Here is a 13,481-nt window from a genome sequence, read left to right on the forward strand (position 1 = left end):
TTTTTGTGGGGGCAGCCTAGTCTTCGCCTGGTCCGTGGGCGAATCACTGATCCAACGACCAAATCGGCGACTCCGAGTCTGGTCCTCCGGGTGGCGCTCCTCCCCCTATTCCTAACGTGATCCAACGACCAAATCGGCGACTCCGAGTCCGGTCCTCCCTATTCCTATTCCTAACGTGATCCAACGACCAAATCGACGACTCCGAGTCCGGTCCTCCGGTCCTCCCGGTCCTCCGAGTCAGTCCGGTCCTCCCGAGTCCGGTCCTCCTCCGCTCCCCCTTTTCCTAACGTGATCCAACGACCAAATCGACGACTCCGAGTCCGGTCCTCCGAGTCCGGTCCTCCAAATCGGCGACTCCGAGTCCGGTCCTCCCGTTCAGGCGACTCCGAGTCCGGTCCTCCGGTCCGAGTCCGGTCCTCCGGTCCTCCTATTCCTAACGTGATCCAACGACCAAATCGGCGACTCCGAGTCCGGTCCTCCTAGTGTGCACTCGGTCCTCCTATTCCTAACGTGATCCAACGACCAAATCGGCGACTCCGAGTCCGGTCCTCCTAGTGTGCACTCGGTCCTCCTATTCCTAACGTGATCCAACGACCAAATCGGCGACTCCGAGTCCGGTCCTCCTAGTGTGCACTCGGTCCTCCTATTCCTAACGTGATCCAACGACCAAATCGGCGACTCCGAGTCCGGTCCTCCTAGGCTCACGGGTCGGCTCCATTCGGCCACAGCAGCCACCACAGCGCAACTAACGGAAGCAGGCTCACGGGCCCAGGCAGCCCCAACAGCCGCCCCAAATTCGTCGCCATACCCGGAGATGACGGCGCAAACAGCTTTGGAACCGCATACGCCCAGATCGGGTTGCCGTGGCTCGGCGCCTCGGGCCCGGCCGCGGTGATCAGCACGATCTGCAGACACGCCACGGCCCCAAGCACCGCGGTGGCCCAGGGAACCCGTCGCAACGCCGGTCCAAAGCCCACTGCCAAAAAGGCCAACATCGGGACCGCATGGCGGGGACCCAACGACGCGCCGCCGTCCCACATGTAATAGCCGCTGTTGAGCAGCAGGTACCAAGCGATGATCGCAACCGCCAGCAACAGGTCGCCGCGCCGCAATGGCGCTGCCGACCCTGGGTCCGACGCAGCCTCCCGCGACGCCGCCTCGGTGTCCGACTCGGCGGCGTCCGACTTGGCGAGCGCGCGCGTCCCCGATACGAGCCGCAGCCCGAGCCCCCACGCGGCGAGCAACAACACCGGCGAGAGGTAGAACAGACCGCGGTAGCTGCCGAACAGCAGCTGCCCGAGCACGGCCAGATCCGGCCGCCCGATCCCGTAGTTCACGGCCATGCCCGCGGCGAACTCGTCGAGGTACACGAAGTCGTAGCCAGTCTTCAGCGGCCCCCCAAACGCCCACGCGTGGTAGCCAGCCAGCACCAGCGCCCACGGCAGCCCGCCCACGCACACCCACGCGCCAAACCGCGGGCCGCGGCGCCAGCTGGCCCAGGCGACGATCAACGCGACCGGGATCGCGGCCGTGTACTCGCTGAGCACCGCCCACCCCAGCAGCGCGCCGACCAAGATCGGCAACGAGGCGGCGACCCGTTCGTGCGCGTCGCTGAGCACGACCAACGCAAACCCGGCGATCAGCAGATCCGCCGTGAGCTGGTGGCCATAGAACCCGCAGGCGTAGCCGAGCGCCGGGGTCGCCAACAACCACGCGAGGGTCGCCCAGGTCGCGGTCCGCCGATCCCCGCCGAGCTCGCGCAACATCAGCAGATAAAACAGCGCGCCGGCCACCAGCGTCGGCAGGCTGACCGCGAACATCCGGCACAGCCACAGGGCCACCAGCGTCGCGGGGTTGTAGACCAACACGTCACCGGGCTCGCGCTGTTCGGGCGCAGGCGTGAGGCCAGCGGCCTCGACCGCCGGATCCAGCGGCTGGACCCGCACGCTCGGCAGCTCGCCACCGGTCGCCCGCCGCGCCACGTAAAAGCCGGCGTAGGGCAGCGCGGCCAGCAGCGAGGTCCCCGGCGCCTTGTCGCTGTAGAAGTGCCCGTCGCGGTAGCTCTTGTCGCCGGTCGTCACGTGCCAGTCGTCGATCTGCACGCTGCCGTGCTCGACGAGCGCCCGGGTCAGCGCCAGGCGCGAATTTTGGTTCCAGGCGGGGGGCCCGACAAAGAACGCGAAGGTGCACGCCAGCGCGAGCGCGAGCGCTGATCCGCGCGGATGCTCGCGCAGCCGTGCGAGCAGCTGGCGCGCGAAGGCGCGGAGGGTGAGGGGGGCTCGTGACACGGGAACGAGAATTTGGGGCGGACCTGCGCGGAGCGTGCCCGCCCAGCCGGTCCTGGCGCAAGGGCGAGACTTCGCTGCACGCCATGGCTCCGGGACGCTGAGGCGACCGGGAGCGGGCGAGAAAGCTCGTGCGGGCTGAAAACAGCGCGGACACCCACGCGGCCGTGCTATCGATCGTGGGTGATGCGTCTTACCTTGCTCGAGCCCCGAACCCTGCGCCTGCTCGCGCCGCTGCTACTACTGGCCGCGAGCACGATCGCCTGCACAGAGCCGCCAAGCACCGACAACGGCACCGGCGACGGGGACGGCGACAACGACACCAGCGGCGACGGCGACGGCGACGGCGACGGCGACGGCGGCGACGAGAGCCCGCAGATCGTCTGCATGCCCGGCGAGACCCGCTGCGCCGACCTCGACACCCTCGAGATCTGCGAGCCGACCGGCCTGGCGTGGGAGCAGGTCCCCTGCGAGGGCTACGAGCAGTGCGACCCAACGATCATGAACGAAGAGGGCGAGACCATCACCGTGTGTGCGGGTCCGTGTGAGAAGCTCGAGGGCTCGTCGTCCTCGGAGGGCTGCTCGTTCTTCACGACGAGCATGTACCAGGCCACGCTGCCGTTCAACGTGACCGAAAAGCCGGCCGACGCGATCGTCATTGGCAACCCGCAGATCGACCGAGACGCGACCGTCGAGCTGCGCTTCATCCCTTACGGAAGCCACAAAGAAGAGGTCGTCGAGGGCCCGATCGTGATCCCGCCGGGCGAGCAGCACACCTTCTTGCTCGACCCCGAGATCACGATCTACCAGGGCGAGCAAGACACGTCGCTGTATCGCTCGGGCGTGGTCTATCACGCGGTCAGCGATCTGCCCGTCGTTGGCTACCTGCACGCCCCCTACGAGGGCCAGAACTCCAACGGCTCGACCCTGCTGCTGCCCGAGAACGTGATGCAGAACGACTACGTGGTCTACAGCCACGGCGCGTGGCAGACCCCCAACTACTTCACCGTCATCGCGCTGCACGACCAGACCACCGTGACGTGGAATCCCAGCGTCGAGACGGCCGGCAACGGGTGGCCGCTCGACTTCGTCGACGCCGGAAACTCCGGCACCCAGCTGCTCAACCGCTACGACAACATCCGCATCGACACCTCGATCAAGTACGACCGGCTCAAGTGCGAGCAGGACCTGTCGGGCACCGTGGTCAGCGCGGACAAGCCGATCTGGCTGGTCTCGGCGGTTCGGGTGCTGCGGCTGCCCTGGTGCGGCGGCGTGGTCCCGGGCTGCAACGACGTCGCCGACAGCAGCTGCAACTACGGCTCGGACTTTGCGATGGAGCAGAACCTGCCGCTCGACTACTGGGGGCAGAAGTACGTGGGCCCGGCCTCGCCAGTGCGCGGCGCCGAGCAGCACTACTGGCGGGTGTTCGCGGGTGACGACGACGTGACGATCAACGTGACCCCCGCCCAGCCAGGCACGCCGATCAACCTCGCCAAGCGCGGCGACTGGCAAGAGATCGTGGTCCCAGCCGGCACGGATCTGGTGTTCGAGGGCAACGGCGCGTTCATGCCCGTGCAGTACGTGACCGGGCACTACGACAACGCCAACAACGTTGGCTCGCCGGCCATGATCCAGATGGTCCCAACCGCCCAGTTCCTGGATCGCTACCTGTTCTCGACCGGCAAGAACTACAAGGTGCACTACGTCCAGGTGATCCGCGAGAGCGGCACCGCGGACGTCTTGCTCGACGACGCCAGCGTCAGCGGCTGGACACCGGTTGGGGACTGGGAGATCGCCACGGTCGAGGTCGGCGAGGGCCCGCACGAGATCCACAGCGCCGGCTCGTTTGGCATCGTGCAGTACGGCTACTCGGACTTCATCAGCGCCGAGCAAAACTCCGCGGGCTACGGCTACATGGGCGGCATGAAGGCCGAAGTGATCTTCATCCCCTAGAGAGGCGGACCGTGCCAGGGTGCGTCTCGGGCCGTTCCTGACAAGGAGCGAGGCCGAAGCTGGATCGGGATACTGGTGCGTGGGATTCAGCGGTTCGCCTCTCCAGGCTGCCGCCTGCGCTTCGTCGGCCGCGCGCCAGCTGCCTGTGTTTAGGCGCTGGTCGCCGATGTCGTGCTCGAGCGTGGCGAGACCGAGGCGCCGACCCGCGAGTGACCGGGTTCGCTGCGCGAGCTTCGTGGGCCAGGCTAAATAATCTGGCTCGAGCAGTGATCGATGCGCGAGGTTTGGGGCACGATAGAGCCGTGCGCCTCACGAAAGGATTTCTTCTCGTTGCGATGACCGCGAGTCTTGCGCTTGCCTCGGGCGACGCGCTCGCAACCGGATCGGGCGGTGGCGACACCGGGGGTATTCCCGGCGACTTCACCTCTGCATGGTTTATCGCGCCGCTGCCAAACGCCGCCTACGAGGGCGCGCCCGTGACGATCGACGCCGAGGTCGGGGTCCACCAGGGCGTGGACGACGAGCCGATCGCGTCGGTCGAGGTGTTCGTTGGCGGGGAGTCGGTTGGCTCGCAGCCCTGCGACGCAGGCTGCACCTTCCCTGACATCGAGCTCGCCAAGGGCGTACATCTGTTCGAGCTCGTGGCTGACACCGGCTACGCCACGAGCGTCACGGTCTACGTCGACGAGGATCCGCCAGAGGATCCGGCCGACACCGGCCAGGATGAGGACGGCGGCGGCACAATGGGTGGCGGCGGTGGCGGTGGCGGTGGCGGTGGCTGCAGCGTCGGGGCTCAACCAGTCTCGCCCTGGGCTGTGATGACGCTGCCGATGCTGTTGCTGGTCCCCGGTCTTCGTCGGCGGGGTAAGCCCCCACTCTAAACGCAGGTCTGGTTGGGGATGTCGCAGGTCTGCCCGTCGGGGCAGTCGGGGGTGGCGGTGCACGGTGTGTGGCCTGCGACCTCGAGCGTGGCGTCGCGGTGCGAGCGGACCTGGAGCTCCACGCAGCCATTGTCGGTGATCGTGGAGTCGACGGTGCGCCGGTACGCGTGGCCGGTGGGAAACCCCGAGATGCCGGCGTCGAGCAGGGCGTCGATCATGGTGGCGGGCACCTCGAAGCTGCCGGTGTCCGGGCCTTCGCAGACCAGCGTGGACGGCGAGATGCCGTGTTGGTCGACGTTGATCGTCAGATAGAAGCGCGCCTCGCCGTCGTCCTCGGCCACCCAATTGACGATCAGCGGTTGGCCGGGCTGCGCGATCCAGGCGGACTTGGCCAGCTCGATCGGCGCAAACCCGCGGCCGCTGAGCTCGAGCGGGCCAACTTCGCCGCCGCTGCTGGTCAGGCGGATCGCCGTACCCGGGCTGAACACCGGGTGCGGCAGGGTGGTCTCGAAGTAGCGCTTGTCCGCGCGCGGCTGCATGACGACGCCAACCGCGAGCCCGTCGATCGTGACCGTGCCCGTGTCTTGTCGCTCGGGGTAGGGGATGCAGCTGCCCGCGTGGGTGCAGGCTTCGCCGGTTCCACACGCCGGATCGCAAAACGGGTTGTCGCGCGTGAGCAGCTGGCAGCCACCGGCCGCGAGCGTCTCTTGCACGATCGTCGCCGGGATCACGGCTTCGTTGATCTCGCCGTCGACGGCCGAGTAGTCGGCCTCGTGGACGACGCTGAACAGGCCAACGCGCTCGTTGAGCGGGCACGCGCCGTCGAGCTCACCGGGCTCGACGACGCTGGTGTCGGCGTCTTCGTCACCGGGCGCCGTGGTACACGCGATCGTGCCCGAACACGCGAGCAGACAGGACAGCGCCGCGGTGGCGCGCGGTGAAAGGTGGCGTGACGGTTGGCGAGGTCGCGGCATGGCTGCGTCCACCAGCCTACTGCGCCGAGGCTGGTTGGGTTGAGATAGTTTTCAGCTCGGGTCGACTGGCTCACCGTGGGCAGCGAAGACTCGCACGATGACGGACTGCGGCCAGGGTACGCTGTTCTCGCTTCCACGCATCGAGTAGCCTGCGACCGCCCAATGCTCGCTGTCCTGTCTCCCGCCAAGAAGCTCGATTTCTCTCCAGCGTCCGCGTCCGTTCACCCGACAACGCCTTCGCTCATGAAGGACGCGGAGTCGCTGATGCGTACGACCCGGGGCCTGAGCCAGACCAAGATCCGCGAGCTGATGCACCTGAGCGCTGATCTGGCCAAGCTCAACTACGATCGCTACCACAGCTTCGAGCTGCCGTTTGGCCCAGACAACGCGATGCCGGCCGCGCTGGCGTTCAACGGCGACGTCTACCGGGGGCTCGACGCCCGCTCGCTGTCGGCCACGGATCTTGGCTGGGCGCAGGATAAGGTCATGATCCTCTCGGGCATGTTCGGGTTGCTGCGGCCCTTGGATCTGATCCAGCCCTATCGGCTCGAGATGGGCACCAAGCTGGCCACCCGGCGCGGTCGTGACCTCTATCAGTTCTGGGGCTCTCGGATCCGCGAGCTGATCGACGCGACGCTCGAGGGCCACCCCGACCCCAGCCTGATCAACCTCGCCAGCAACGAGTACTTCAAGGCCGTGCAGGCCAAGCAGCTCAACCGGCGCACGATCACCTGCGTGTTCGAGGACTACAAGCAGCGCCCCGACGAGGGCAAGGTGATCAGCTTCTTGGCCAAGATCGCGCGGGGCACGATGGCCCGCTACATCATCACGGAGCGGCTCGATCGCGCCGAGGGGCTCAAGGACTTCGCGCTGGATCGCTATCGCTTTGACGCGGCTCGATCCACGGACACGCGCTGGATCTTCTCGCGCAAATTCATCCCCGTCGCCAAGTGAGCTGGGGCGAGTAAGATCGCCGCGATGGCTTCGCTCGCCTGGCTCGTCACGCTCACGACCGCGGTTGCGATGGTCGCCTGTGTCAACACTCCGGCTCGGACGATCAAGCCTGATGTACAGGCGGATCCGCAGGCAGATCCGCAGGCAGATCCGCAGGCAGATCCGCAGGCAGATCCGCAGCCCGATCCGCAATCGGTCGAGGAGCCCGAGCCCACGCCCGCGTCGCAACCTCCACCAGCGCCGGAGCCCGATCCCGAGGCCGACGCGCAGACCAAGCAGGCCCTGCGCGCCTCGATCCAGACCTACCTCCGCGATCTCCAAGCTTGCTACGAAGCCGCGCTCGTCGACGACGCCACGCTCGCCGGCAAGATGACCTACACGATCACGATCGAGCCCAGCGGCGAGGTCAGCGGCGTCATCATCGAGTCCGACACCGTGGGCAGCGAGGCGGTCGCGGCCTGTGTGCGCGTCGAGATCCAAAGCTGGGTGTTTGACCCGCAGCGCGGGACGGAGGCGTCCGAGGTCACCTTCTCGGCCAAGTTCGTGGCGATCTGAGTAGTTGGCAGTTTGGCTGCCAACTGCCAACCAGGTTGACGTGCGGTTGGCGCTCGGGCCCGCTTCGCTTGTAAAATCACTAAGAAAATCGGCTGGCCCCAACCTTGCTTTGAGTGACCGTAGCCTGACCTCAGTTGGTCAGGCTCCACCTCATCGATTTGCGTCGTCGGAGCAAGAACATGTCACGCCTCAGCCTTGGACCCACCCTCACCCTCCTCACCGGCTGCGCCATGGCGATGGCCATGACCAGCGGCTGTCTCAACCACCCGCTCAAGCCGGTCGAGCTCGAGAAGGGCGAAGAGAAGACCCGCCCGGTGCAGCTGACGGTCAACAAGGACGTCGACATCCTGTTCGTGATCGACAACTCCGGTTCCATGGGTGAGGAGCAGGCGATCCTCGCCAACAACTTTGGCTCGTTCATCCAGAAGCTCGAGGAAAAAGACGTCGAGGCCAACTACCGGCTTGGGATCACGACCTCCGACAACGGCAATGAGTGGTGCGGACTCGGTGCGACCACGCCCGAGGCCGGCAACCTGGTGCTGAGCTCGTGCAAGTCGCGAATTGGCGACTTCATCTTCAACAGTGGCGAGACCGACGTGACCGACCTCGCCTGCAACGACATCTGTACGCTCGACGCGGACGCGCTCGAAGTGCTGCCCAGCACGACCGACTACGACAGCACGCCCAAGCCGCGAAAGTGGCTCGAGAACATCGAGGGCAAGAAGAACATCCCCGAGGGCACCAGCACCGAGGACGCGTTCAAGTGCTTCGGGCCGCAGGGCATCAACGGGTGCGGCTTCGAGTCGCAGCTCGAGTCGATGTACCTCGCGCTGATCCGAGCCCAGAACGCCGAAGAGGTGGACAGCTACGGGTTCCTGCGTGCCAGCGCGATCCTGGCGGTGGTGTTCGTGACCGACGAGGCCGACTGCTCGTACAACAAGACCTACGCCGAGATCTTCAAGCAAGACGGCAACCGCGTGTTCTGGTCGGATCCAGCCGCCGCGTTCCCGACCTCTGCGGTGTGTTGGAACGCTGGCGTCGACTGCGAGGGCGATCCCAACAACTACGACACCTGCAGCGCGGTCAACAAGGACGTCAACGGCAACAGCGGCGTCGACAACAGCCAAGCGGTGTTGCATCCGATGAGCCGCTACATTGGCCTGCTCGACGGTCTCGAGAAAGAGAAGCAACAGGTCAACGAGGCGCAAGAGGTCATCGTCGCGCTGATCGGCGGCGTGGCGAATGACGGCACGCCCTTCTACGGCGACGTCGGCGGCACCAACCCCATGTTCCAAAACAGCTTTGGCATCGGACCTGGCTGCGAGGCCCCCAACCCGATCAACCCGGCCGAGCCCGTGCAGGCGGTCCCGCCCGTGCGTCTGCGCGACCTCGTCGAGGAGTTCACGCCTGGCAACATGTTCTCGATCTGCCAGCAAGACTACTCGGACGCGATGGTGGCGATCGCCGATCGCATCCGCGAGCAGATCCAGCCGGCTTGCTACGCCAACTGCGTCAAGGACACCGACGCCTCCACGGAGATCGTCGAGCCCGAGTGCACCGTTGAAGAGGACCCGCCCGGCGACGGCAACGACGTGAAGATCGAGGAGTGCCTCAAGGACGCCGCGGGCTACATCGTTGATGGCGACGGCGCCTACACCATGCCCGGTCCGAGCGTGAACGTCTGCTACGTGCTGCTGACCGACAACATGGGGATCACCAACTCGCCGGCCGACGACATGTCGGACGAGTGCGTCGACCTCAACTACAACTTGGAGTTCAAGGTCGAGCGTCGGCCTGGGTTCCCGGCCGTGGGCGGAACCTCGATCTCGGCGACCTGCTCGCTCGCCGACTTCGAGAACGTCAGCTGCCCCGGCATCGGCGGCTGAGCCAGCCAGCTCCGCCCGCGCGGTCGGGCTGCCAAGATGCGCTCACGAGGCTCGTGGGCGTATCTTGCTTTGTGGCCTACCGTCGGCTCAGCTGCACGCGGCTCTTGGGCAACGAGTGAGCCTGCTGCAGGTCGTCGAAGCGCACGATCTCGTCGATCCCTTCGAGCCCCTCGAGCTCGGTTGGCAGCTCGGCGGTCAGCCACGCGGTCGAGTAGTCGTTGGTGTAGCGCACGATCGCCGGCAGCAGCGCGACCAGCTCACCGGCGTTGCGCAGCTCGATGTAGTGATCGTAGTCGTCACCGTAGACGTCAGCGTTGGCCGGCAGCGTGCCGTGGGCGGTCCACCAAAACTCGGTGGCGTCGCCGTTGATCGAGCCGATCAGCAGCTGCTTTTCTTCGTAGCCAGCGGGCCCCAGGGTGAGGTCGAACCCGCCGCTGCCAGCGTCCGCGTAGTCCCAGCTGGTCAGGGTCTTCGCGCGGGTGAAGGTCTTGGTCCAGCTCCACTTCGAGACCCACGAAGGCCCGCAGTAGCTCATGTAGTCGTAGTGGTTGTCGGGCGAGTACAGCTTGAAGCTGAGCACGCCAAACCCCCAGGTCCCGAGCAGACCGTTCTGGTAGGGGTAGGTCGGGTCTGGGCTCGCGGCGGCGGCGAACGGGCAAAACACGTGCTGCAGGCCCTCGTTGTGGCCGATCTCGTGGACGACCGTACCCGCGGTGTTGTTGGGGCTGTTGCCGAGCGCGCTGACGGATACGCGGCTCTCGCCTTCGCCCTTGCCGTCGCCGGGAACCGAGGCCACGCCCGCGACCCCGGCCACGCCGCCGTTCGGGACCGGAAACAGCGCGTGGTAGTACTCGTTCGGGAACGCCATCTCGTTGTCGCGCAGCGCCGACATCGGCCCCAGCACCGACCCCAGGTTGTCCATTGGCAGCTCCCACAGGACCGGCTCGTGGACCTCCCAGATCAGCTCCTCGATCGGGTTTTGCTCGAACAGCGCGTCGGTGATGATCTTCATCGTCTCGTCGGTGGTCTGGGCGACGCGATCGATGTTCTCGTACAGGTGGTGATAAGGGACGAACACGATCTTGAGCTCGACCGGCTCGGGCTGGATACCGACCTGGTCGGGCTTAGCCGGGGTCTGCCACACGCCCTCGGTCTCGCCTGTGCCCGCGCCCGCCTCGACCTCGTGGAGCTCGACCTTGTAGGTCATGCCCGGGGCCACCTCGCCCTGCTCGGCGACCAGCCCGAAGTAGAAGATCTCTTGCAGGGTGTTGGCCTGGCTCGGGCCCGTGATCTGGCGGACCTGGGTGCGGGTCGTGGTCGTGCCGTCGGGCAGCTCGAGCAGCAGGCGCGCCTCGATCTCGCGCGGGGTAAAGCTCGGGTCGATCTCGTAGTGGACGCGGATCAGCGTGTCGCGGTTCTTGACCAGCGGCGCGAGCCGTTCGGCGCCAGGGACCCACTCTCCGTTCTCGCCAATGATCACCGCGGTGCCCTGGTTGGCCTCGACCTGGGTGATCGAGATCCCCATGGCGGGGAACTGCTCCATGGGCGTGGGATCGGAGGTGTCCTCGCTGGTCGAGGTGTCGTCGCCGTCGCCGTCGCCGTCGCCGTCGCCGTCGCCAGTCGCGTCGTCGAGTGTCGGGTCAGTCGTGTCGCTGCCGCAGCCAAGCAAGGCGAGCGAGAGCACGGCCAACCCGGTGGCCACGCGGTTGAGCTTCGGTAGGAACATCAGGCCTAACATACGCAAATCCACGCTAGGACGGAAGATGGGCCCTTCATTCCTGATCTTGCCAGTTAAATGGCCATGGATACCCAATCCAGACTTCTAGCACCACACGAGATGCCATTCGCCACCCTAATTTTGCCTGTATAGCCAGTTCTGGTCACGAACATACGGTCATCTGAATTACGTCTGTTCATTGAAGAGTGTAGGCTGGAACCGTGAGCTGGCCCGGCAGGATGGTGATGGGGACGTGGCTGGTGATCACCGTCGCGCTCTATTTCAACGCCGTCCAGGATCGCTCGCTGGCGATGGTCATCTGCATTCCAGTGTGCGCGACCTCGTGGGTGTTTGGGCTGCGCGGGGCTATCTACGCCGGCCTCGCCGCGCTGCCGCTGAGCCTTGGCATGCTGGCACTCGGTAGCCTCGATCTGAGCGACGTGCTGCGTGATCCCCCGACGGTCGTCGGCCACTTCATGACGGTGTTGGTTGGGCTCGTCATCGGCTACCTGAGCACGCTGCGCACGCGCCTCGAGCTCGAGACCCAGCGCCGGACCCACAGCGAGCGAGCCAAGCTAGAAGCCGAGATGGACGCCCACATGGCCCGCGCGGATCGGCTTGCGACGATCGGCGCGCTGGCGTCTGGGGTCGCGCACGAGATCAACAACCCGCTCACGTACTTGCTCAGCAACCTCGAGTTTGCCCAAGACGACCTGCAGCAGCTGCGCTCGGCGAAGGGGGAAGAGGCGGCTTGGGCCGAGATCTGGGAGCGGCTGCGGACCAGCCTCGAGGAGTCGCGCGAGGGGGTCGAGCGCATTCACAAGATCACGCGCGAGCTGCAGCTGTTCGTGCGCGACCGGCCCGGCTCGATGCGGTCCGTCGACATCCGACGGGTCGTCGAGGCGTCGATCGAGCTGAGCCGCGGCGAGCTCGAGGACGGCACCAAGATCGAGTTTCAGCAGCAGCGGGTCGCGCCGATCTGCGGCGACGGTGGCAAGCTCACCCAGGTGTTCGTCAACCTGCTGACCAACGCGGCGCAAGCGATCCCGCCAGCGCGCGGCCACGGTCGGATCTTTGTCGCGGTCGAGCCCGGCGAAGCCGACACGGTCATCGTCACGGTCACCGACGACGGCGTGGGCATGGCGCCCGAGGTCGCCAGCAAGATCTTCGAGCCCTTCTTCACGACCAAGGCCGCGGGCACGGGGCTGGGGCTGTCGGTGGCCGCCAGCGTCATCCGCAACCACGAGGGCGAGCTCGTGTGCGAGAGCGTGCGTGGGCGCGGGACCACCTTTCGCGTGCACCTGCCAAGCTTCGCCGAGCAGGCCAAGCTCGAGCCGGGCTTGGCTGGCGCGAGCACGAAGTGAGGGGGCTCTTGAAAGTCTACTTGTGCTTGTTGGCGCCGAAGTAATAGGTGATCGACAGACCGAAGAACACGCCGCCGTGCTCGCCAAGCTCGAAGCCGAGACCCGGTCCGTTGCTGGTGCCGAGCCGCTCGCCGGCGCCGCTGCCAGGGTTGCTGTCCGAGTTGTCTTGCTCGTCCGGCTCGCGGTTGCCCGGGATGATGCGCGCCACGAACCCAAACTCTGGCGTGATCGCGACCGAGTCGCCAATGAACACGCTGGTCGTGATGGGGATCTCGACGTCGATCTCCATTGGGCGATCGAGGGTGTCGGGGTTGTCGTCGCCCGGGCCAAAGCCAACGTACACGACGCCGCGGGCGCCGAACCCAAAGTCAGCCGAGATGTACTTGTTGCGGTCGCCGACGACGGGCCAGTAGAAGCCTTGCAGCCCGGCCCCGAGCAGGCCGACCGTGCGGGTCTGCTGATAGTCGCCGTTGTCGTCGGGCTCTTTGTGGGAGAAGGTTGCGAAGCCAACCAGCGCGCCAAGGCTGAACTTGGGCGCCGCCCAGTAGCGCAGCGAGATCCCGTTGACGCCGGACAGCGAGCGCGTTCCGCCGAGGCCGACCCGGCCCTTCATGCCCCCGCGCGCGGAGCTGGCCGTGTCATCGATGCTCGCGGCGATGTCGACCTCTGGCTCGGGGTCGGCGACGGGCTCGGGCTCTGGCTCCGGCTCCGGCTCTGGCGCCGCCTCTGGCTCTGGTTCGGCCTTGGCTTTGCCCTTGGACTTCGCGGGGGCGTCGAACTCCTCGTCGCCAGTGGACCCGTGGGCGCTCGCAGGCAGGGCGAGGGCCGCGATCGCCGACGCTGACACCACGAAACGCTGAACTTGGCCGAGCTTCATGGGCCGGAAGATACCGCGGCCGGCGGTGGCCCAAA

10 protein-coding genes are annotated in these 13,481 nt (G+C 66.4%); 6 read left to right on the top strand and 4 right to left on the bottom strand.

Annotated features, from left to right (window positions below; all coding sequences use genetic code 11):
- Positions 1–701: 701 nt before the first annotated feature.
- Positions 702–2,288: a hypothetical protein gene (locus DB30_RS00005; RefSeq protein WP_052545841.1), complete on the bottom strand. Its 1,587-nt coding sequence runs from the start codon at positions 2,286–2,288 to the stop codon at positions 702–704.
- A gap of 183 nt (positions 2,289–2,471) precedes the next feature.
- On the opposite strand from DB30_RS00005, the gene DB30_RS00010 reads away from it, so the two are divergent.
- Positions 2,472–4,238, top strand: coding sequence for an IgGFc-binding protein (locus DB30_RS00010; RefSeq protein WP_240480133.1), 1,767 nt, complete (start codon positions 2,472–2,474; stop codon positions 4,236–4,238).
- 335 nt (positions 4,239–4,573) lie between these two features.
- Positions 4,574–5,119, top strand: a complete 546-nt coding sequence (locus tag DB30_RS00015) for a hypothetical protein (RefSeq protein ID WP_052545844.1) — start codon at positions 4,574–4,576, stop codon at positions 5,117–5,119.
- Here DB30_RS00015 and DB30_RS00020 read toward each other — a convergent pair.
- The gene (locus DB30_RS00020; RefSeq protein ID WP_052545845.1) at positions 5,116–6,093 is read right to left on the bottom strand and encodes a hypothetical protein; all 978 of its coding nucleotides are present in this window, start codon (positions 6,091–6,093) and stop codon (positions 5,116–5,118) included. The genes DB30_RS00015 and DB30_RS00020 overlap by 4 nt on opposite strands.
- Before the next feature lie 162 nt (positions 6,094–6,255).
- On the opposite strand from DB30_RS00020, the gene yaaA reads away from it, so the two are divergent.
- The 3 genes from yaaA (at position 6,256) to DB30_RS00035 (ending at position 9,488) form a co-directional block, all read left to right on the top strand.
- Positions 6,256–7,047: a peroxide stress protein YaaA gene (yaaA, locus tag DB30_RS00025; protein ID WP_052545846.1), complete on the top strand. Its 792-nt coding sequence runs from the start codon at positions 6,256–6,258 to the stop codon at positions 7,045–7,047.
- Positions 7,048–7,071: 24 nt separating this feature from the next.
- Positions 7,072–7,602 (top strand): AgmX/PglI C-terminal domain-containing protein, encoded by a 531-nt coding sequence (locus DB30_RS00030; RefSeq protein ID WP_052545848.1) that lies wholly within the window; start codon positions 7,072–7,074, stop codon positions 7,600–7,602.
- A gap of 179 nt (positions 7,603–7,781) precedes the next feature.
- Positions 7,782–9,488 carry a vWA domain-containing protein gene (locus DB30_RS00035; RefSeq protein ID WP_052545850.1) on the top strand — a complete coding sequence of 569 codons (1,707 nt, stop codon included), beginning with the start codon at positions 7,782–7,784 and terminating at the stop codon, positions 9,486–9,488.
- Between the two features lie 76 nt (positions 9,489–9,564).
- On the opposite strand, the gene DB30_RS00040 is transcribed toward DB30_RS00035, so the two are convergent.
- The gene (locus tag DB30_RS00040) at positions 9,565–11,214 is read right to left on the bottom strand and encodes a zinc-dependent metalloprotease family protein (RefSeq protein ID WP_052545852.1); all 1,650 of its coding nucleotides are present in this window, start codon (positions 11,212–11,214) and stop codon (positions 9,565–9,567) included.
- Positions 11,215–11,426: 212 nt separating this feature from the next.
- On the opposite strand from DB30_RS00040, the gene DB30_RS00045 reads away from it, so the two are divergent.
- A complete protein-coding gene (locus DB30_RS00045; RefSeq protein ID WP_146657705.1) occupies positions 11,427–12,569 on the top strand; it encodes a sensor histidine kinase in 1,143 nt (380 codons plus the stop codon).
- 16 nt (positions 12,570–12,585) lie between these two features.
- Here the strand turns inward: DB30_RS00045 and DB30_RS00050 are convergent, their stop codons facing one another.
- A complete protein-coding gene (locus DB30_RS00050; protein WP_052545855.1) occupies positions 12,586–13,446 on the bottom strand; it encodes a hypothetical protein in 861 nt (286 codons plus the stop codon).
- Positions 13,447–13,481: the final 35 nt, after the last annotated feature.

This window comes from Enhygromyxa salina, from assembly GCF_000737335.2.
Taxonomy (GTDB): Bacteria; Myxococcota_A; Polyangia; order Nannocystales; family Nannocystaceae; genus Plesiocystis; species Plesiocystis salina_C.

Bases quoted from the DNA above. Each gene is read 5' to 3' on its own strand.
- DB30_RS00010 (WP_240480133.1), top strand. From the start codon at position 2,472: ATGCGTCTTACCTTGCTCGAGCCCCGAACCCTGCGCCTGCTCGCGCCG.
- DB30_RS00015 (WP_052545844.1), top strand. From the start codon at position 4,574: ATGACCGCGAGTCTTGCGCTTGCCTCGGGCGACGCGCTCGCAACCGGA.
- DB30_RS00020 (WP_052545845.1), bottom strand. From the start codon at position 6,093: ATGCCGCGACCTCGCCAACCGTCACGCCACCTTTCACCGCGCGCCACC.
- yaaA (WP_052545846.1), top strand. From the start codon at position 6,256: ATGCTCGCTGTCCTGTCTCCCGCCAAGAAGCTCGATTTCTCTCCAGCG.
- DB30_RS00030 (WP_052545848.1), top strand. From the start codon at position 7,072: ATGGCTTCGCTCGCCTGGCTCGTCACGCTCACGACCGCGGTTGCGATG.
- DB30_RS00035 (WP_052545850.1), top strand. From the start codon at position 7,782: ATGTCACGCCTCAGCCTTGGACCCACCCTCACCCTCCTCACCGGCTGC.
- DB30_RS00040 (WP_052545852.1), bottom strand. From the start codon at position 11,214: ATGTTCCTACCGAAGCTCAACCGCGTGGCCACCGGGTTGGCCGTGCTC.
- DB30_RS00050 (WP_052545855.1), bottom strand. From the start codon at position 13,446: ATGAAGCTCGGCCAAGTTCAGCGTTTCGTGGTGTCAGCGTCGGCGATC.